This window comes from uncultured Gemella sp. (assembly GCF_963537375.1).
Taxonomy (GTDB): domain Bacteria; phylum Bacillota; class Bacilli; order Staphylococcales; family Gemellaceae; genus Gemella.
This window is the reverse complement of sequence record NZ_CAUTDQ010000004.1, coordinates 1-19,285: the sequence shown is the minus strand read 5'-3', so window position 1 is coordinate 19,285 and position 19,285 is coordinate 1. Positions and strand designations below refer to the sequence as shown.

At 29.2% G+C, this 19,285-nt stretch carries 17 protein-coding genes; 3 read left to right on the top strand and 14 right to left on the bottom strand.

The window, feature by feature from the left end; translation table 11 throughout:
- Positions 1 to 29: 29 nt before the first annotated feature.
- The 12 genes from RYK99_RS01625 to mbhE form a co-directional block, all read right to left on the bottom strand.
- The gene (locus tag RYK99_RS01625) at positions 30 to 944 is read right to left on the bottom strand and encodes a TDT family transporter (protein ID WP_314989535.1); all 915 of its coding nucleotides are present in this window, start codon (positions 942 to 944) and stop codon (positions 30 to 32) included.
- A gap of 108 nt (positions 945 to 1,052) precedes the next feature.
- Positions 1,053 to 2,003 (bottom strand): metal ABC transporter substrate-binding protein, encoded by a 951-nt coding sequence (locus tag RYK99_RS01620; RefSeq protein ID WP_271987512.1) that lies wholly within the window; start codon positions 2,001 to 2,003, stop codon positions 1,053 to 1,055.
- Between the two features lie 218 nt (positions 2,004 to 2,221).
- Positions 2,222 to 3,058, bottom strand: a complete 837-nt coding sequence (locus RYK99_RS01615) for a metal ABC transporter permease (RefSeq protein ID WP_271965837.1) — start codon at positions 3,056 to 3,058, stop codon at positions 2,222 to 2,224.
- On the bottom strand, positions 3,051 to 3,779 hold the full coding sequence (locus tag RYK99_RS01610; protein WP_271987513.1) for a metal ABC transporter ATP-binding protein: 729 nt from the start codon (positions 3,777 to 3,779) through the stop codon (positions 3,051 to 3,053). The genes RYK99_RS01615 and RYK99_RS01610 overlap by 8 nt, the downstream gene beginning before the upstream one ends.
- Positions 3,780 to 4,525: 746 nt before the next feature.
- Positions 4,526 to 5,869: a phosphoglucosamine mutase gene (gene glmM / locus RYK99_RS01605; RefSeq protein WP_314989529.1), complete on the bottom strand. Its 1,344-nt coding sequence runs from the start codon at positions 5,867 to 5,869 to the stop codon at positions 4,526 to 4,528.
- Between the two features lie 262 nt (positions 5,870 to 6,131).
- On the bottom strand, positions 6,132 to 6,500 hold the full coding sequence (locus RYK99_RS01600; RefSeq protein ID WP_314989527.1) for a monovalent cation/H(+) antiporter subunit G: 369 nt from the start codon (positions 6,498 to 6,500) through the stop codon (positions 6,132 to 6,134).
- Positions 6,487 to 6,777 (bottom strand): monovalent cation/H+ antiporter complex subunit F, encoded by a 291-nt coding sequence (locus tag RYK99_RS01595; protein WP_314989524.1) that lies wholly within the window; start codon positions 6,775 to 6,777, stop codon positions 6,487 to 6,489. Before RYK99_RS01595 ends, RYK99_RS01600 begins: the two co-directional genes overlap by 14 nt.
- The gene (locus tag RYK99_RS01590; RefSeq protein ID WP_314989522.1) at positions 6,770 to 7,267 is read right to left on the bottom strand and encodes a Na+/H+ antiporter subunit E; all 498 of its coding nucleotides are present in this window, start codon (positions 7,265 to 7,267) and stop codon (positions 6,770 to 6,772) included. The genes RYK99_RS01595 and RYK99_RS01590 overlap by 8 nt, the downstream gene beginning before the upstream one ends.
- Before the next feature lie 2 nt (positions 7,268 to 7,269).
- Positions 7,270 to 8,751 carry a proton-conducting transporter membrane subunit gene (locus RYK99_RS01585; RefSeq protein WP_314989520.1) on the bottom strand — a complete coding sequence of 494 codons (1,482 nt, stop codon included), beginning with the start codon at positions 8,749 to 8,751 and terminating at the stop codon, positions 7,270 to 7,272.
- Positions 8,744 to 9,103 (bottom strand): Na(+)/H(+) antiporter subunit C, encoded by a 360-nt coding sequence (locus tag RYK99_RS01580; RefSeq protein WP_003147003.1) that lies wholly within the window; start codon positions 9,101 to 9,103, stop codon positions 8,744 to 8,746. Before RYK99_RS01580 ends, RYK99_RS01585 begins: the two co-directional genes overlap by 8 nt.
- Positions 9,103 to 9,528 carry a Na(+)/H(+) antiporter subunit B gene (locus tag RYK99_RS01575; protein WP_003147002.1) on the bottom strand — a complete coding sequence of 142 codons (426 nt, stop codon included), beginning with the start codon at positions 9,526 to 9,528 and terminating at the stop codon, positions 9,103 to 9,105. The genes RYK99_RS01580 and RYK99_RS01575 overlap by 1 nt, the downstream gene beginning before the upstream one ends.
- Positions 9,518 to 11,884: a hydrogen gas-evolving membrane-bound hydrogenase subunit E gene (mbhE, locus tag RYK99_RS01570; RefSeq protein ID WP_314989517.1), complete on the bottom strand. Its 2,367-nt coding sequence runs from the start codon at positions 11,882 to 11,884 to the stop codon at positions 9,518 to 9,520. The genes RYK99_RS01575 and mbhE overlap by 11 nt, the downstream gene beginning before the upstream one ends.
- A 389-nt stretch (positions 11,885 to 12,273) precedes the next feature.
- Here mbhE and deoD point away from each other — a divergent pair, with 389 nt between their 5' ends.
- Both deoD and RYK99_RS01560 read left to right on the top strand, forming a co-directional pair.
- Positions 12,274 to 12,984 (top strand): purine-nucleoside phosphorylase, encoded by a 711-nt coding sequence (deoD, locus tag RYK99_RS01565; protein ID WP_314989515.1) that lies wholly within the window; start codon positions 12,274 to 12,276, stop codon positions 12,982 to 12,984.
- A gap of 26 nt (positions 12,985 to 13,010) precedes the next feature.
- Positions 13,011 to 14,732 (top strand): phospho-sugar mutase, encoded by a 1,722-nt coding sequence (locus tag RYK99_RS01560; RefSeq protein ID WP_314989513.1) that lies wholly within the window; start codon positions 13,011 to 13,013, stop codon positions 14,730 to 14,732.
- A 50-nt stretch (positions 14,733 to 14,782) separates the two neighbouring features.
- On the opposite strand, the gene RYK99_RS01555 is transcribed toward RYK99_RS01560, so the two are convergent.
- Positions 14,783 to 15,283, bottom strand: a complete 501-nt coding sequence (locus RYK99_RS01555; RefSeq protein ID WP_314989511.1) for an acyl-CoA thioesterase — start codon at positions 15,281 to 15,283, stop codon at positions 14,783 to 14,785.
- 502 nt (positions 15,284 to 15,785) lie between these two features.
- Here RYK99_RS01555 and RYK99_RS01550 point away from each other — a divergent pair.
- On the top strand, positions 15,786 to 17,345 hold the full coding sequence (locus RYK99_RS01550; RefSeq protein ID WP_314989510.1) for a YSIRK-type signal peptide-containing protein: 1,560 nt from the start codon (positions 15,786 to 15,788) through the stop codon (positions 17,343 to 17,345).
- 429 nt (positions 17,346 to 17,774) lie between these two features.
- Here the strand turns inward: RYK99_RS01550 and RYK99_RS01545 are convergent.
- The coding region (locus RYK99_RS01545) for a DUF5776 domain-containing protein (RefSeq protein ID WP_314989508.1) at positions 17,775 to 19,285 on the bottom strand (1,511 nt) is incomplete at its 5' end.

The window sequence follows — 19,285 nt, the reverse complement described above, 5'->3', positions numbered from 1 at the left end:
TGAACTGTGTCCTTCAAATGTATATACTATTAATTATTTGAATATGATAAATTCTTAATAAACCCATACCATACATAAATTACAATAATTATCGCCAGTAATTCGCTTAGATGAATTAAAATATTCAAAACAGAAAATTCAGCTATTTGATAGTATATTCCAGTTTTTTGAAATGCTATCGCACAAATTACTAATGGGAAAGTAAAAGCAGAAAAGCTAGGATAGAATTTTCTTTTTAGTAAATAAGGTAATTGGATTAAGACAAATATAAACAATAATATCGTTAGTGGCACTAATACTGTAAGTATATAGTTGCTTTTTTGTGTAACTCCTATCATATAACTAGCTAGTAATAATCCACCAGGAGCAGAAAATACTGTTATAGTAGGATAATCACCATCATTATAATGTTTATATTTATAAACTCTATAAAGAACGAAAGGTAATAATACTAAGTAGTTAATATAAGAAAAATAGAAGTAAATTAATCCTAGTGTTTCTAAGTTGTAATTTATTGCTGTTACAGTTACAACGGCTGGTCCAACGAAGGTGATGAACCAAGTTGGATAAATATTTTTGATATGTTTTTCTCTCAAAATAAAATAATAAATTGCATAACAAACAACAAATAAATCTAGAAGAATTCCAATTATCCAAAAGGGAACACTGTAAGCACCGATAAATTTTTTTGAAAATGAACTTAAAAGCATAATACTCATAGGATAAGTTGCAAGAACCGTTGCAATTACAGGATTTTTCATTTCTTTTTTTAATTTGTCAAATCCCAACACAAATTTAATAGTTAAAAGTACAATTATTATAAAAGATAAAAGACAAAATAATAATTGTAATTTAGGACTGTATGGTTGTAATAGATTTCCTAACGCTACTGAACCAAGTGCTAAACCGGCAATAGGTGTAGGTAAATTTTTAATAATATTCATAAATAACTCCTAATAAATTTTCTCATCTTTAATTGTAAACGATTTTATATGAAAAATCAATATAAAATCTCATATACATAAAAATGTACATGAGATTCTATAATATAGTTATTTAGCTAGTCCTTCAGAAATTTTATCTAAGTTCCATTTCATCATGCTGTAGTAGCTATCTCCATTTTGTCCTGGTTCAGCAATTGAATCAGTGAAGATTTTTTCGTAAATTGGAATGTTAGTGTCTTTTGATACTGTTTGCATTGGACGTTCGTCAACACTACTTTCTACGAATAGAGAAGGTACTTTAGTTTTACGTAATTTTTCAACTAGAGTTTTGATTTGATCTGGAGTTCCTTCTTCTTCAGTATTGATTTCCCAAATGTATGCAGAAGGTACGTTGTATGCTTTAGAGAAGTATTTGAAGCATCCTTCACTAGTTACGATTGTTTTTTTCTCTTTAGGAATGTTGTTGAATTTCTCTTTTGCTTCTTTGTCTAATTTAGAAAGTTTTTCTAAGTAAGTTTTAAGGTTAGCTTCGTAAAAATCTTTATTTTTTGGATCTTTAGCTTCTAATTGTTTTGCAATATTTTTAGCATAAATCATACCATTTTCAAGGTTTAACCAAGCATGTGGGTCTTCTTTACCTTTTTCGCTTTGACCTTCAAGGTAAATTACATCAACACCTTCACTTACTGCGTAGTAATCTTTGTTTTCTTCTTTTTTAGCATTTTGAACTAATTTTGTAAACCAAGCGTTACCACCAGTTTCTAAGTTAATACCGTTGTAGAAGATAAGATTAGCTTGAGATGTTTTTTTAACATCATCAGGAAGTGGCTCGTATTCATGTGGGTCTTGACCAACTGGTACGATACTGTGTAAATCAATTTTATCACCAGCAATATTTTTAGTAATATCAGCAATGATAGAGTTAGTTGCTACTACTTTTAATTTTGTAGCTTCGTTAGAATTTGAGTCTTGTTTAGCGCTAGAACAAGCAAATAATCCAACAGCTAAAGTAAAAATAAGCGCTAGAAAACTTAATTTTTTAAAACCTAATTTTTTCATATTATAGGCCTCCTTTATTATTTTTTTTTGTAAGACAAAGAATAAAATAGATTTACATAACTAATAATAATCATTATCAATTAAAACCTTTTTAATAACACCTCTAAATAAACTCACTTTGGAAGTATTTTTTATTTTAATAAGTTTATTTAAAGGGATTATTATATTAATTTAGATTAGATAAAAACTAGTTTATTCTTTGTATGTTATTACCTAAATTATTTTTTTTTATGCTTAACAAAGCGTTGTTTTGGTGCAATAAAGAAACTTATTGCAAAAACAATAGCTGATGTCAAAACGATACTAGATCCAGCTGCGATATTGAATGAATATCCTATGAATAGCCCGAGTACAGAACAACATGCTCCAATTGTAGATGATAAGAGAATCATTGTTTTCAGACTATTTGCATAAAGATATGCTGTGGCAGCAGGAGTAATTAGCATTGCTACAATTAGAATTGTACCAACACTTTGCATTGCTGTTACAGATACTAAAGTTAAAAGTATCATAAGTAAATAGTGATAGAAATTAACTTTCATTCCCATTGCTTTTGCCAATAATTCATCAAATGAAGTTAGTAATAATTCTTTGTAGAATAGTTTTATTACAAGTAATACGAAAATAGCAACTCCAATTGTAATATACATGTCTAAGTCTTGAACAGCTAAGATATTACCAAAAAGAATGTGAAATAAGTCTGTAGAACTTTTTGCAACACTGATTAGGATAACACCTAAGGCTAAAAACGAACTGAATGTAATACCTATAGCGGTATCGCTTTTAATTATTGAATTACCTTTTATAAATGTTATAATAATTGACGCTAATAGTCCGAATACAATCGCACCTATAAAGAAGTCAATTCCTAATATAAATGATAGGGCGACTCCTGGAAGAACTGCGTGAGAAATAGCATCTCCCATTAAAGACATTCCCCTAAGTACAATAAAACATCCGACAGCACCCGCCACAATACCTATCACGATTGCAGTGATAAGAGCATTCTGCAAGAAATGAAAACTATAAAGACCATCTATAAATTCTTTAATCATTAGATTCACCTCCCATGAAGAATAGGTCAGTACCATATGCTTTTGTAAGGTTTTCTCTAGTAAAAGTCTCTTTTGTATCACCGTAAGAAATAACTTCTTTGTTTAGTATAAGTACTTTATCAAAATATGAATGAACTTTTCTTAAGTCGTGGTGTACAATTAGAATTGTATGTCCTTTAGAACGAAGATCTCTTAGTGTTTCCATGATGATTTCTTCACTAACAGAATCAATACCAACAAAAGGCTCATCTAAAAATATATATTTTGCTTCTTGGACAAGACAACGAGCAATTAATACACGTTGAAATTGACCACCTGATAACTCGCTGATTTGACGATTTGAAAATTGATCCAATCCAACAAGTTTCAATGCTTCGTCTACTTTTTGCCAATCTGATTTTTTTAATTTTTTAAAAATACCGATTTTTGGATATAAACCAAGTGAAACACATTCCCTTACTTTTATTGGAAAATTGTAATCGATATTAATTTTTTGTTCAACATAAGCAACATTATTTAAATTTTCTTTAGAGATTTTATTATCTATTTTTGCACTACCTGTTGATGGTATTATGTTCAAAACAGCTTTTATTAAAGTGGATTTTCCAGCACCATTTGGTCCTATAATACCAATTATATTAGCTCCTGTAATTTCTAAGTTAACATCAGAAAGAACAGGGGTTTGGTTGTAGGAAACGTTAAGGTTTTCGATTTGTATCATATCTTCCCCTCCCTCATATAATTTTTCTCTACACATTAAAGTTTACCTTAGGAAAGAAAATAAGTCAAGACAATTTTGTTGTAAAGAGAAAAAAATATGTACTTTGTGAAAAAACAGTGGAAATTAATTGTTATTTCAGAAAATGAAAATAAAAAAACCTACCTTACAAAAAATATTGTAAGGTAGAAATAAGGGAGTAAATATGAAAAGTCTTTATTATAAGCTAGGGAGACTTATAATAAAAGAACATATTGAAGTAATATAATAATTACTTCATTTATAAGTATAACAGAAGTATATACAAAAAACAAGAGGAAAATATAATTTTCTTTAAAATAATTCAGTTATATTTTGGTAAAATATTAATAAAACTCGATTTATATAAAAAGATTAAAATTTTGATAATAGTTTATATTATTATTTATATTTTAAATACAATTAATGCTATTTTTATAGTAAAAAATAGTATTAAGTAATTTACTGTAAAGATGTAAATATAATAGCCATTTATAGGAGTTTTATTAGTACTAATTTATCATTTAAAAAAATTAATATAATATTAAGTTGTTATTTATTTGTTTAAAAATTATAAATATAAAAAAATGTTTGAGATAATGTGTAGAATAAAAGTGGGATATTTTAATATGTAAATTGATTTTATAGGATTATTGGAATTACAGTTGTATCTTTTAAAAATACAAAATATAAAAAGAAGTTAGTTTTTAATCCTAACTTCTTTTTGTGATTTATTTTACTTCAAATTTTTCACGAACGATTTTTGCAACTTGTTCGCAATATTTATCAGTTAGTTCATCGCTACTAGCTTCTACCATTACACGAATTAAATTTTCTGTACCAGAAGCTCGTAATAAGATACGTCCATTTCTTTCTAATTCTTTTTCTACTTTTTCACATTCAGAAAGAATTTCTGCATCTTCCATAGCAGATTTTTTATCCACTACTTTAATATTGACTAGTTTTTGTGGATAAATATTAACTTCATTAGCTAGTTCTTCTAATGATTTTCCAGAAGATTTAATTATATCAGCCAGTTTAACAGCTGTAAGAATACCGTCACCAGTTGTCGCATAGTTCATAAGAATAATATGACCAGATTGTTCTCCTCCAAGTGAGTAGTCGTTATTTCTCATTTCTTCAACAACATATCTATCTCCTACGGCAGTTTTTACCGATCGTAATCCATTTTCTTCGATTGCTTTGTAGAATCCGATATTACTCATTACTGTTGATACTACCATATTCTCTTTCAATTCACCTTGTTCTTTTAAGTGTTTTGCTAAGATGAACATTATTTTATCACCATCAACGATATTACCTTTTGAATCAACAGCAAGTACTCTATCACCATCACCATCGAATGCAAAACCTACATCTACATTATTTTCTTTAACAAAGTTTGCAATTGTATTGATTTTTGTTGAACCAACATTGTCGTTGATATTGATACCATTCGGTTTACATCCGATAGTTTCTATATCTGCTTCTAAATCACCGAAGATGAATGGAGCTACACCTGTTGTGGCTCCATTAGCGCAATCAAGAGCAATTTTAATTCCAGATAAATCTCCAGAAATAGATTGTTTTATGTGTTGAACATATTTTTGTGTTAGCTCATTTCCACTATATAATTTTCCGATTTTTTCAAAACTAGCATTTTTTATTTCGTCTGAATTGTCGATTAGGTGTTCAATTTCTAATTCTTGATCGTCTGTAAGTTTGAATCCATCAGGTCCAAAAATTTTAATTCCATTGTCTTGGTATGGATTGTGAGAAGCAGAAATCATAATTCCGCTATCAGTTTCAATTGTTTTAGTAAGATATGCAATAGCTGGAGTAGGGATAGCTCCTACCGTCATAACATTAACACCAGTACTAGTTAGTCCTGCTGTTAAAGCTTGTTCAATCATGTCACATGAAATTCTAGTATCTCTACCTATTATTACTTTTGGATGTTCTTTTTTTTCAGTAAGTAATTTACCAAGAGCTTTACCTACTTTAAAACTTAAATCGGCAGTTAGTGATTCTCCTGCGATACCACGAATACCGTCTGTTCCAAAATATTTTCTCATAAAAAAATGACTCCTTGTATTATAATCTATATGAATATTACTATATAAAGCAAAATAAGTCAAGGTCTAGGGTTGTTTTAAGCGTTTTATTAAGTAACTAATATCATGTAAAGCGTTATTTAAAAGTGAAATTGAGAATATTAAAAACAACTCGAAAATTGATTGTAAAAAATCTTATTTTCGAGTTATTCTTTCAGGTTTTATGACATATAGAGTTTTTGAATTTATAAATCTATATGTATTTTAATAATTGATATTACTATTATTTATTTAATTTTTCAATATCTTCTAGAACTTTTTTAGCTTCATCTTTATTATTTTTAGAATAAACATGCTTATTATATATTATTGCACTTATAGAAATCATATGAGCTGAGACTGGTGCAGCTAAGAATAAGAATCCAATTGCTAAAAAGAATTTAAATTCAAGGACGTGTAAATATCTATAGAAATAAACAAATCCAGCAATAAGTACTAATTCAACAGCAAATGAACCAGTAACACCAGCAGCGTGAATTTTAGTTATTTCATCAGGTAACCTAATGAACCCAATCACAGTTGCTAACATAGCTATAATAGAAACTAAAATTAGAAGTATAATAACAATATCTAAAATATTATTTAGTATCATCACTTAAAACCTCCTTTTTAGCTAAGAATCTAGCAGTGACAACTGTACCAACTAAACAGATAATAGCTATTATAAGTATAAGCGAAATATATGAAAAAGTTTTATAGTACATACTTACTAAAACTATTAAGCACATAAGAGGCATAGCAAGAAGGTCGCTTGCTATTAATTTATCAAAGATGCTAGGCTTTTTAACGATATAAACTAGTAAGAAAAATATCATAGCAATACTAGCGAAAATTCCCAATAAAATAGAATACTCTACAATTTTATCCATCTAAATCAACCTCCAATATTGCTTTTTCAAAGCTATTTTTTATACCTTCAATTTCACCAGGAATATCATCTGTATCTAAACAGTGAATATGTAAGACTTTATTATCATGGCTAACGTTCACTGTAAGAGTACCAGGTGTTAAAGTAATCATGTTTGCTAAAAGAGTTATTTGCCAAGCTTTTTTAACTTCAAGAGGATATTCAAAAATAACCGGATTTACATCAAGCTCTTTTTTGAACATTAATTTTAAAACATTCACATCTGCTTTTAGCAATTCAACTAAAAACATTAAGATTAATTTTATCCATTTGTATACATAAATGTAGTATAGTTGTTCTCCTAAAATATTTTTAACAAATGTCTTTCTGAAGATGAATAATAATACCATCCCCCAGAAAAATCCAACTGCAAAATATTCAGAATTATAACTTCCTGAAAAGAACATCCATATTACACCAACTAATATATTAATTAAAAATTGTAGTGCCATAATTATGCTCCTTTCTTAAGTACTAAATCGATATAATGTTGAGGATTAAGTACCATTTGAATACCTTTATCGAAGAATCCATCTAATAGGTTAGTGCTAACTCCAATAATTAATGCAATTGCTACGATAGCGATAAGAGGGATTTGTACACCTTTAGGGAGTGGTTTTAAAATTAAACTCTTATTGATGTTATCGTAAAAGACATTTAAGAAAACTTTAATTAATGAGTAAAACACAACTAATCCAGATAAAGCAACAAGTATTGCAATAAATGTATTGTTGTTTGCTACTAATCCTTTAATTATTAAAGCTTTACCGTAAAATCCGCTAAATGGTGGTACTCCTGCTAATGATAAGACAACAATAAAGTATGTCCATCCTAGAAGAGGATATTTGTTAATTAATCCACATTTTTGAATATATTTAACACCGCTAACGTAAATTATTAAGCCTACGATTATGAATAAAGCAGCTTTAAGAAATATGTCATTAACAGCGTAGAATAAAGCACCTTTAACACCAAATGTATTTAATGTAGCTGTTCCACAAACCATTACTCCTAGAGAAATCACAATGTTAAATACTACTATTTGTTTTAAATCTTTTTGGTAAATTGCCCCAATACATCCGGCTATTATAGATATAGCACCTAAAATTAATAAGTATGATTTAATGAAGTTTGACTCGTAGTAGAATAGTCCATAAGTTCTAATAATCGAGTATAGTCCAACTTTTGTTAATAACGCCCCAAAGATAATTGAGACAGCAATTGGAGGTGCTACATATGATCTATTCATCCAAGTGAATAGTGGGAATAATGCTCCTTTCATACAGAACACGAATATCATTACTGCGCCGATAAGATATAATCCTCTACGATCTGACATAGAAGAAATTGTTTGTGATATGTATGCCATATTCAAACTACCAACAATTGTGTAAAGATAACCGATACTAATAACAAATAAACTACCAGCAAAAACGTTCATTAGTACATAACTAATAGAAGATTTAAGTTGTTCTTTATTTATACCTACTAACAATAGTAAGTAAGAAGACATAAGTAAGATTTCGTAGAAAACAAAAAGGTTAAAAATATCTCCTGTAGTGAACGCTCCATTAATACCTACCATTATTAATAAGAAACCAGGATAGAAGAAGCTAAGTTCACGAATTTTATCTATTGTTTTAAAAGAATATAATAAAGTTGCTAAAAATACTAATGATGAAGTTGTAACTAAAACACTGTTTAGTCCATCTAAAGTCAATGTAATACCAAAAGGACTAGCCCAGTTACCCATTTCTAATATTAGTAATTTATGTTTATCTACAAGATAGATGTTGTAGATTGAAAATGCTAAGACTAACAGAGTAGCTAATGTTGTTAGTAAACGTTGCATTGCTATTCTTTTTCTAAATAATACTGTTATTGCAGCAAATAGAAGGGGTATAAATATTGGAATAACAGGTAAATTACTATGCATTATTTCTCTCCTCCTTCATATTTTCAACGTCTTCAAGATCAATTACATTATCGCTTCCTTTTAGTTTGTAGTTAGCAATATAAATTGAAATTAATAAACAAGTTACTGCAAAACCAATAACGATAGCAGTAAGAATAAGTGCTGCTGGTATTGGGTCTATATAATTTTTTCCTAGTTCTGAGATAATAGGAATATCTCCATCATATAAACCACCTGCGATAAGAATAATTAGGTTAGCAGCATGTCCAAAAAGACCAACACCGATAATTATTCGCATCATACTCTTAGAAAGCATAAGGTAAACACCAAAACCAACAAGAATACCGCATAAGATAATCATATAAAATTCCATTATTTACCATCCTTTCCAAAAGCTAATATTACTGACATTAATACACCAACAACTACGAAATAAACACCTAAGTCAAAGATTGCAGCTGTGTGTAATTCCATTTCTCCCATAATTGGAACATGGATATGAGTGAAGTGATGTTTAAAGAAATTTTTTCCAACAACAACTCCACTAAAAGCTGTTCCGATAGAGAAAAGTAAGCCGATTGCTGTTACATAAACGTAATTAATTGGAAGTAGTTTAGTAACTTTGTCTATTCCATATGTGAACATAGATAAAGCAAGAGCCATTGTACAAAGGAGTCCACCTACGAAACCACCACCTGGAAGGAAGTGCCCACCGAAGTATAAACTAAGTGAAAGTAGAAATATACAACCTGAAATAATTGCAGATAATGATTTTAAAATTACATCATTAGTTTTCATCTTTTGGTCCTCCTCTTTTAATAATTTTGAACATAGCATAAATTATTAAAGCTACCATCGTCATAACTGTGATTTCAAATAGGGTATCAAATCCCCTGAAATCAACGATAATAACATTTACTATGTTTCCTCCACCAGAAGCTACAACGTTATCGAAATAAAATTGACTAATTTCTGATGGATTTTTGTATGCATAAGATACAAGTCCTACAATTATAAAACTAACACCAGTCAGAGTTGCAATAATTGCGTTTGTAAGTTTGAAACTATTTTTTTCTACTTGTTTTGTTTTATCAGTTAATAGAATGAAAGCTATTAAGAAGATAATTGTAGAAATTGATTCGATGACGAATTGCGTCATTGCTAAATCAGGTGCTCTGAAAGTTACATATAAACCAGTCATCATAAATCCAACACCAGATGAAAGGATTATAAGTACTAATCTATTGTAAACTCTTGTTAGAGTAACACAACAAAGGACAATACATAATCCAATGAATATATTCATATAATGAATAGTAGAGAAGTTATTTATTATCATAGGTCTACCAATTGCAAAATAACCACCGATAATAGTAGCTGATAGGCCACAGAATATATAACTCATATTTCTTCTTAGTTGATTAGTGATGAATGCATCGTGAAGTCTACCACTAACTTTATGTAATAATATACCTAAATTGTTGTATGCACCGTGAATAGATACAATGCTAGGGTTTATTGAGTAAATACCATTACCACTAGCGAAAACTTTATAAATTACAAAACTTGCAATTATTACAAAAATAGAAGTAAGAAGTTCACTTGATAGGAAACTATCGTGATGAATGTGAGTTATTACCTCGTTGTTCGTTACTTTTACTGCAAGAGCAGCCTGTTGAGCTGGAATTACAATATAATCCTTAATAAATGTGTTAATAATAACAAAGATTACAAGTATTATTGGAGAAATAAACATTCCATTTTTTGGTAAATGAAGTTTTTTGTCTCCAAGTACTTTACTATCGAAAGTACCTAGGAATGGTTTGAAAGCTAATATTAATGAATATACAGCTGTTCCTAGAGCACCGATTACAACAGCTATAACAATTATCATGTATAGCATACTAGAATTTAATAAGCTATATACAGCTGTTAAGAAATATTCTTTTGAGTAGAATCCACTTAGTGGTGGAATTCCTGCCATAGAGAATCCCGCTATTATACTTAATATAAACCCAAGAGGCATATACATTCTTACTCCTCTTAGTTGTTTAATATCTCTAGTGTGGAATGAGTGATCTATTATACCAGTTATCATAAACAAGCTAGCTTTAAATGCTGCGTGGTTAATAATATGGAAACATACAGCATAAAATGCAAAAGTATAAATATAATGATTATCATTATATAAACCTAAGTTTGCAATACCAATCATAAGAGTCATCATACCAAGCTGACTGATTGTTGAATATGCTAAAATTCCTTTTAGATCTTTTAAGAAAATTGCAGATATTGATCCTAATAACATAGTAATAGTACCAAAAACAATTAAGATATTTCCAAAAGTTGGTGTGAATGAAAATACAATTCCAATTCTAAGTAATAAATAAATACCGGCTTTAACCATTGTCGCAGAGTGAAGATAACTACTAATTGGAGTTGGAGCAGCCATTGCATCAGGTAACCAAATATGAAATGGAAATTGAGCTGATTTAGTGAATGCACCAAATAAAATAAGAATCATAGCGATAATGTATTTACTGTTGTAACCATGATTATTAGTAAAGTCAATTATTTCACTAACGTTAAAACTACCAGTGATACTATTTAGAATGAAGATACCTGCTAACATTAATACACCACCAAAAACAGTAATTATTAATGATTTTAAAGCACCTTTTCTTGAAGCATCATTTTCATGCCAATAACTAATAAGTAGGAAAGAAGATACAGAAGTCAACTCCCAAAACATGTACATACTAAGCATATTATCAGATAATACTACTCCTAGCATTGCTGACATGAATATTAATAGAAATATATAAAATTTATGTAGTTTTTCATCTGAAATACTCATATAGTAACATGAATATAAGATTACTAAGGTACCAATTCCTGTAATTAGTAATGAGAAAAGAAGTGATAAACCGTCAAGATTAAGGTTAATATCAAGCCCTGCATTAGAAACAAATGCTAATTTTTTATATATTGTCCCACCTGAATAGATATATTTTATATTTGATACAAAATATCCAAACAGAATTAATGGTACAATTATAACAAATTTTCCAGTATGGATATTTTTGAAGTTTTTCCTTAAGAAAGGTATGAAAAGCATCGCAATTACTGGGAAAAAGACAGCTAATTGTAACATAAAAAAACCTCTTTCTAATTTATTTTTTATAACATTAATTATATAACAAAATTGATTAAATTACTATTGATATTCAATTTTTATATAATTATTTTTCAATAAATATTGTTGTATATAGCAAAATACCATTAATAATTCTTAGTTAAACTTAAAAAATACGTGTTAATTATTTTTTTAAAATAATAAATATTATTATATTAAAAGGAGTGTTCATCTATATGGTAAATAGTATTTTTTAGTGGAAATTCCGTTGAAAACTTTATGCGAAACTTACTATTTTCAGAATATTTGTTAGAAAATATAGATAATTATTTTTCTAATATAACTTGTTTAAGATAAGAAAAAAAGGTATAATAAAGTTATTAATATATTTACAGGGGGACTAACTGATGTCACATAAACAAACACCACATATTAAACCAAACGGAGTAGAAATCGCAGAAACTATTCTTCTACCAGGGGATCCGTTAAGAGCGAAATTTATTGCTGAAACATTTTTAGAAGATGCAGTTTGTTTTAATGAAGTGCGTGGTATGCTAGGTTATACTGGAACATACAAAGGTAAAAAGATTTCTGTAATGGGAACTGGTATGGGACCCGCTAGTATCGGTATTTATTCTTATGAATTAATTCACACTTTTGGAGTGAAAAACTTAATTAGAATTGGAACTTGTGGAGCATTGCAACCAGAAGTGAAATTATATGATGTAATCTTAGGTATGGGATCTTCTACAAATTCAAATTACATGCACCAATACAACATTCCAGGAAACTATAGCTTAACAGCTTCATTTGATTTATTATTAAAAGCATACAATAAAGCTCAAGAAATGGGACAACCAGTGCACGTTGGGAATATTTTATGTAGTGAAATTTTCTACAATGCTGATGAAAAAGCTATGGAAAATTGGATTAAAATGGGAGTTCTAGCTGTTGAAATGGAAAGTACTGCATTATATGCGAATGCGACTGCAGCAGGAGTTAATGCTTTAACAATTTTAACAGTAAGTGACTCTTTAGTAACAGGGGAAGAAACTACTCCAGAAGAAAGACAAACAGCATTCACAAAAATGATGGAAATTGCTTTAGGGCTAGCATAAAATTAAATTTTTAGAGGTAATATTATATGAGTAACTATCAAGAATTATATGAAAAATGGTTAAACAGTTCAGCTTTAACTGAAGAAGAAAAACTTCAATTAAAAAACGTAGCTGATGATGAAGTAGAAAAAGAAGATCGATTTTATAAAGAATTAGAATTTGGAACTGCGGGATTACGTGGTAAAGTAGGCATGGGTTCTAATAGAATGAATAGATTCATTATCGCTCGTGCTACAAAAGCGTTAGCGCAAACTATTATCGACAATGGATTACAAGAAAAAGGTATTGCTATTGCACACGATCCACGTCTTTTCTCAAAAGAATTTGCTAAGTTGGCAGCATTAGTAATGGCTAGTAATGGAGTTAAAGCATACTTATTCGAAGATTTACGTCCAACTCCAGAATTATCATTTGCAGTTCGTTACTTAGGAACAGCTAGTGGTATTAACATCACTGCAAGTCATAATCCTAAAGAATATAATGGATATAAAGTATACTGGCAAGAAGGCTCTCAAATTAAATCTGATATAAGTGATAAAGTTTTAGAATACATTAACTCAATGGATATTTTTGACAACTATGTTACTTTAACAGAAGAAGAAGCTCAAGAAAAGGGATTATTAGTTTACATTGGTCAAGAAATTGATGAAGAATTCTATAGAGAATCTTTAAACTGTGCAATTAATGATGAAAATATCGACAAAAACATTTCTGTAGTTTATACACCATTAAATGGTGCAGGATACAAAGCTGTAACAACAGTCCTTGCACGCCGTGGATTTGAAAATGTTCATGTTGTTGAGGAGCAAAAAGATCCAGATGGAACTTTCCCAACAATCGAATATCCAAACCCAGAGGACACTGCAGCATTTGAATATGGTGAAAGACTAGCTAAAGAAGTTAATGCTGATGTAATCATCGCAACTGACCCTGACTGTGACCGTCTTGCTGTAGAAGTAATTCACAATGGTGAAGTAGTTTCTCTAAATGGTAACCAAGCTGGAGCGGTATTAGTTCAATATGTTATTGAAAATCTTGCTAAACAAAACAAACTTCCAGAAAACCCAGTATTAGTTAAATCTATCGTAACTTCAAAAATGGTAGAACCACTTTGTAAAGAATACGGAGTAGAAGTAATTGACGTTCTAACTGGATTCAAAAACATCTGTGCATTACCAAATGAATGGGATATTACAGGTGAGAAAAACTATGTGATGGGATATGAAGAAAGTATCGGATACAACGTTGGTACATTCTTACGTGATAAAGATGGTGTTACTATTGCTATGTTATTAGTAGAAGCAGCAGCATTCTACAAAACACAAGGTAAAACATTAGTAGATGTCCTGGATGGATTCTATGAAAAATATGGTTACTACCTAGATAAAACTATCTCTATCGTACTAGAAGGAGCAGCAGGTGCTCAAAGAATTAAACGTATGATGGAAAAATATCGTGAAATTTTTGCTCGTGAAATTGCTGGAAGTGAAGTAGTAGCTATTACTGACTACTTAGTGCAAAAAGAAAAAGTTGTAGCAACTGGTGAAGAAAAAGATATTGAAATCGAAAAAACAGATGCTGTTAAATTCAGTTATTCAGATGAATCTTGGTATACTTTACGTCCAAGTGGAACTGAACCAAAAGTAAAACTTTACATCTACGTTAAAGATGCAGATAAGAAAGTTGCTGAAGAAAAATTAGTTAAATTCGAAGAAAAAGTATTAGAATTACTTTACTCAATTGATTAATAAATTTTAAAAAAGAAAGGAAGTGAGAAAAAATCTCGCTTCCTTTTTTGCTATTTATTATAATATTTTAGATATTCTTTACAGAATTGTCTAGCTGATAATTTACCGCTTTGTCTATCTGCGTATGAAGAACTAACAAATTTTGAAATTTCATCAGTATATTCTACTTTTGGTAAAGGTTTCTCAAGGACAGTTTCTCTATTGATAGCGAATGTTGAGAAACAGATTCCAACTAGACGAGTATGTCTAGTTTCATGATTAAATGCACTTAGTTCTGCAAAAATCTCGACACTTCTAGTACCAACTCTAGAAATATAACTATCAATAATTAACGCTTCGTGTCTATGTACAACATCTAAAAATTGATATGTATCAATACTTGCAGTGAAGAAGGGTAGGTGTGTATATCTACGTATTACTAAACCTTGTACATCGTCAAGCCAGTATAGAGTTTGTCCACCGAATAATGTGTCATGTCTGTTCATATGGTTAGGATAAATAGTATGGAAGTTTTCAATCCTAGTATCTTTATAATTCATAACTTCTTGCATGAAAAAGTTCTCCTTAAAATTTAATTTAACTAATGTCTAATATAAAATTAGAATACATATGTAATTGTAACATAAAAAAACAATTTTATTAAGAAGATTGTTTATAATATTAGAAAAAAGACACATATGTATTTATATTGAAAATAGTATAGATTAAAGTAAAATTATTACGGGAAATAAATTCCTGAAAAATAAAATTGCGGTGAAAAACTAAAAAAAGTTTTTTTCGTCGGTAAAAATTTGTTAAAACATAAAAGTCGATGAAAACAGATTTTTTAGAGATTCCTCAAGACGACTAAACTGCAAAATTTGTGTTATAATGTTCATATAAATAAATTTCTTTCTGTGGATGTCACAGTTTATAGTTTAAAGAAATTTTTCTTTTTTTCTACTATCTTCAAAACAGTTTTATACTTGCTCAATTTTAATAGATATAATATAATTATAAAGATAGAATAATGAGTACATTGTAATTTTTAAACAAATTGATAAGGAGAAAATTATGTTTAATAAGAAAAAATATTCGATAAGAAAGGTTTCAGTAGGTATAGTTAGTGTATTAATAGGTATTGCTGCAGGATCTCTTGGAACAGCTTATGCACATGAAGATGAAAACAATGTTATTGTGAATACTGAAACTATTCCTGGTGTTAACATAGAACAAGTAAATAAAACAATCTTAGAAGAACCTGGAAGAGCAATAGCAACTCCTGAATTGACTTTCAAGTCTAAAGAATCTATTGTGTCACCGAAGTGCGAAGATTGTAAACATGAGGAAAAAATTTTAGAATATCAAAAAGTAGACGTAACAGGTAAGTCTAAAACAGAAGTGTCTTCTTTTAAGGCAACTTCAAAGTCAACAGAATCAGTGTTATCAAAAACAGTTTCAGTGGTAGGAATTCATAAAGAAGGAGAATTAGTTGAATCTATTTTAGAAGATAAAGTTGATTGGAATTCGATTGATGAAAAAGAGTTTGTAAATTATCTATTAGCTGGTATTAAAGTTGATAAAACGAAAGAACAGGAAATAAAAACTATTTGGTTGGTTAAAGTTAAAGAATTGTTAGAAGCTAATCCTAATAATGAAAATCTTAAGAAAGTGAAGTCTATTTTAGAAAATACTTTAAAGAATGAACCTTTAGTTGAAAAAGATGGTAAAAAAAATATTCCAAAAGAAGAAAAAGTTACTGATGATAAAAAAGAAAACAAAGAAGTAACAAAAGAAACTGATAAGAAGGAAACTCCAAAAGGAAACAAAGTTTCAGAGAACAAGAATGAGCCAGTAATAGAAGATAAAAAAGATGCTTCTAAAGAGCAAACTATTACTGAAGACAAGAAAGTAGCTCCTAGCAAAGAAACTCCAAAAGTGACTCTAAGTAAACAAGAAGCAACTAATGATAAAAAACAAGAAACACCAACAAACACTGCTAAGGTAGAAAATCATGTCTTATCAGCAAAAATTTTAGGACGTGATGTAGCTGTGTTATTTGATAAAGATAAAATAAAAGCTGATAATGTTTTTGTAGGATCAATTAATGATGAAAATCTAAATAAAACTATTATCGAAAAATTAGGTAGTGAATATAAAGTTGTAGAAGTATTTGAAATTCATTTTGAAAAAGATGGTAAGAAATTAGATAGTGATGCCGAACGTACAGTTAAAATGTCTGTAGTAAAAAATGATAATGCAGAACTAGAAGTGTATCATATTACTGACAATAATGAATTAGAAAAAGTTGAAAGTAGTTTTAGTGAAGGGGTTGTACAATTTAAAATAAATCATTTCAGTAAATTTACTATTCTAGAGAGAATTAGAGTAGGTGCTAAAGATTTAGAAAGTCGTGTTCAAATAGTAACTCCAGTAAAAGCAGAGTATAAGTCTGAAAATAAAAAAGAAGAGTCTGATAATAACAATAAGACTAGTAATGAAAAAAAAGAAGAAAATAATAAAAAAGAAACAGAAAAATTGCCAAAAACTGGATTGGAAACTACTAACTCACTAGAGATTGCATTGTTGGCACTAGGGGCTGCAATAGCGATTAGAAGAAAGAAAAATCAATAAAATCTAAGAAACTATCACACTTAGATATAAAAAATAAACTCGAATTAGGAGGTTATCCTAGTTTCGAGTTTATTTGTTTCTGAATATAAAAATAATATCAAACTTAAAGAAAGTAAGAAAAAATCTAAGCAGCAAAATGCTGCCTAGATTTCTAGAGTGATTTTTTCCCATGCCCCGAACTTGACAAAAAGCCCTTTTTTATAAATCTAAATTAGGAATGATATTTATTGTTAATCGTATTTATTATGGTGTAGCTGATTTCTTTCTATACCCTGAATTCGAGAAAGAGTTAAAAAACTAAAATGATTGTAAGAAATAAAAGTCATTAAAAGTAATAATTTATTAATTTTAAAGTTTAAAATATTAAACAAAAATAAGTTACTATCCTGTATAACTTGTTTTGGGAAATATTTAAGGTGAATTAGTTTATTATCTAGTTGTTCTCTTTTGAGTGTTTTGATTTTGGGTATCAGTAGTATTTTTATTGTTATCGTTATTTTTTTGTTTAGGTGCTTCTCTGTTTGTTTCAGTTACACGAACTGGATTAACAGGTACAAAAGATCCATCAGCTACATGATATATTAATCTATTATTTTTAGAAATACCAATACCATTAATATTTAATTGGGCTCCATTACCATAAGTTGATCTAACACTGCTTAGAGACTCGTCAGAATAAATATTTTGTGTAGTCAAGAATTTAATTGCTACTGGACGAGAGATAAAGTTTTCAAGTTGATCATTTTTCTTATCCACAGAAACAAATTTTTCATTTGCTGTAATATATTGCCCTTGTAAATTTCCAAATGAAATTTGATACATAATGTAACCAGCGGGAGAAACTATCTTATCTACTGTTAGTTTTGTTCCAGCTTCAATTACTTCACCTGGTTCTGACCAAGAAGCTGATTTAAATGCGTGAATTTTTTTATTAACTGTAACTTCACGGTCTACGTCGAATGAGTAGGATGAGAATGTTCCAGCTAATTTCGCAGTTATTTCTTCATCTTGCGCTTCTGAATCGATACGAACAGCGTTGGCTTGTTCTTGTGCTTTAAGAATTTTTTCTTTTTCCTCAGCTTCTTTTTGTTTTTTCAATTCGTCTGTAGTATTGACGGCGCTATTGCTAGTTTCACCGAATCCTACATAGTGCTCTTTTGCAGAAGAAATGAATTTCAGAGTAACTAAGAAACAAATTGATAATAATAAAGCTAAAATTATTGAAGTTGCAATTCTAACCTTAATATTTTTGGATACTTTTTGTATTTTATCATAATTCTCAACTTTATTTCTTAAAATAGATTTAGAAATGAAAGCTTTAATACTTAGAAGAGATACCACGAATATATTTTTAGATTTGTTGTCAATATATTTAACTTTAAATGCTGTTTCATCTTCATTAACAACTTCTTTTTTGATACTGTGAATTTCCTTTTTAAGACCATCTAGTTTATATTCAATATCAAGATTTTTTTGAATTTTTTCTATGGCCTTTTTCTCAGTTGCAATATCTTTCAACACAACTTGTCTTTGAGTATTTAAAATGTTAAGTCTTTTTTCTTCAAGTGTTATTTTCTCTTTATCAGCTTTTCTATTTTTTAGAGTAGAGATAGTAAGTTTTTTTTCTTCGATTTTATCTTCTAGAGAAATTAATGAAGTTTGTAATGATAGAAGATTATTTTCGTGTTCTCTCATCTCATTTTCTTTTTGTAATAGCTCTAATTTTTTCTTATCTTCTGATAACTTAAATTCTTTTTCTTTTCGTCTAAATTCTCTTTTTCTTTTTTCTTCTTGTTCTTTTTCGATACGTTCTTTCTCAAGGCGCTCTTTTTCTCTTTGTTTAGCTTTTTCTTTTTCGATACGTTGACGCTCTAATTCTTTTTCGCGAGCGATACGTTCTTTTTCAAGACGTTCTTGTTCACGTTTTTCAGCTTTTTCTT

Coding starts and splice junctions, on each gene's coding strand:
- RYK99_RS01625 (WP_314989535.1), bottom strand. CDS start 944: ATGAATATTATTAAAAATTTACCTACACCTATTGCCGGTTTAGCACTT.
- RYK99_RS01620 (WP_271987512.1), bottom strand. CDS start 2,003: ATGAAAAAATTAGGTTTTAAAAAATTAAGTTTTCTAGCGCTTATTTTT.
- RYK99_RS01615 (WP_271965837.1), bottom strand. CDS start 3,058: ATGATTAAAGAATTTATAGATGGTCTTTATAGTTTTCATTTCTTGCAG.
- RYK99_RS01610 (WP_271987513.1), bottom strand. CDS start 3,779: ATGATACAAATCGAAAACCTTAACGTTTCCTACAACCAAACCCCTGTT.
- glmM (WP_314989529.1), bottom strand. CDS start 5,869: ATGAGAAAATATTTTGGAACAGACGGTATTCGTGGTATCGCAGGAGAA.
- RYK99_RS01600 (WP_314989527.1), bottom strand. CDS start 6,500: ATGATACTAAATAATATTTTAGATATTGTTATTATACTTCTAATTTTA.
- RYK99_RS01595 (WP_314989524.1), bottom strand. CDS start 6,777: ATGGATAAAATTGTAGAGTATTCTATTTTATTGGGAATTTTCGCTAGT.
- RYK99_RS01590 (WP_314989522.1), bottom strand. CDS start 7,267: ATGGCACTACAATTTTTAATTAATATATTAGTTGGTGTAATATGGATG.
- RYK99_RS01585 (WP_314989520.1), bottom strand. CDS start 8,751: ATGCATAGTAATTTACCTGTTATTCCAATATTTATACCCCTTCTATTT.
- RYK99_RS01580 (WP_003147003.1), bottom strand. CDS start 9,103: ATGGAATTTTATATGATTATCTTATGCGGTATTCTTGTTGGTTTTGGT.
- RYK99_RS01575 (WP_003147002.1), bottom strand. CDS start 9,528: ATGAAAACTAATGATGTAATTTTAAAATCATTATCTGCAATTATTTCA.
- mbhE (WP_314989517.1), bottom strand. CDS start 11,884: ATGTTACAATTAGCTGTCTTTTTCCCAGTAATTGCGATGCTTTTCATA.
- deoD (WP_314989515.1), top strand. CDS start 12,274: ATGTCACATAAACAAACACCACATATTAAACCAAACGGAGTAGAAATC.
- RYK99_RS01560 (WP_314989513.1), top strand. CDS start 13,011: ATGAGTAACTATCAAGAATTATATGAAAAATGGTTAAACAGTTCAGCT.
- RYK99_RS01555 (WP_314989511.1), bottom strand. CDS start 15,283: ATGCAAGAAGTTATGAATTATAAAGATACTAGGATTGAAAACTTCCAT.
- RYK99_RS01550 (WP_314989510.1), top strand. CDS start 15,786: ATGTTTAATAAGAAAAAATATTCGATAAGAAAGGTTTCAGTAGGTATA.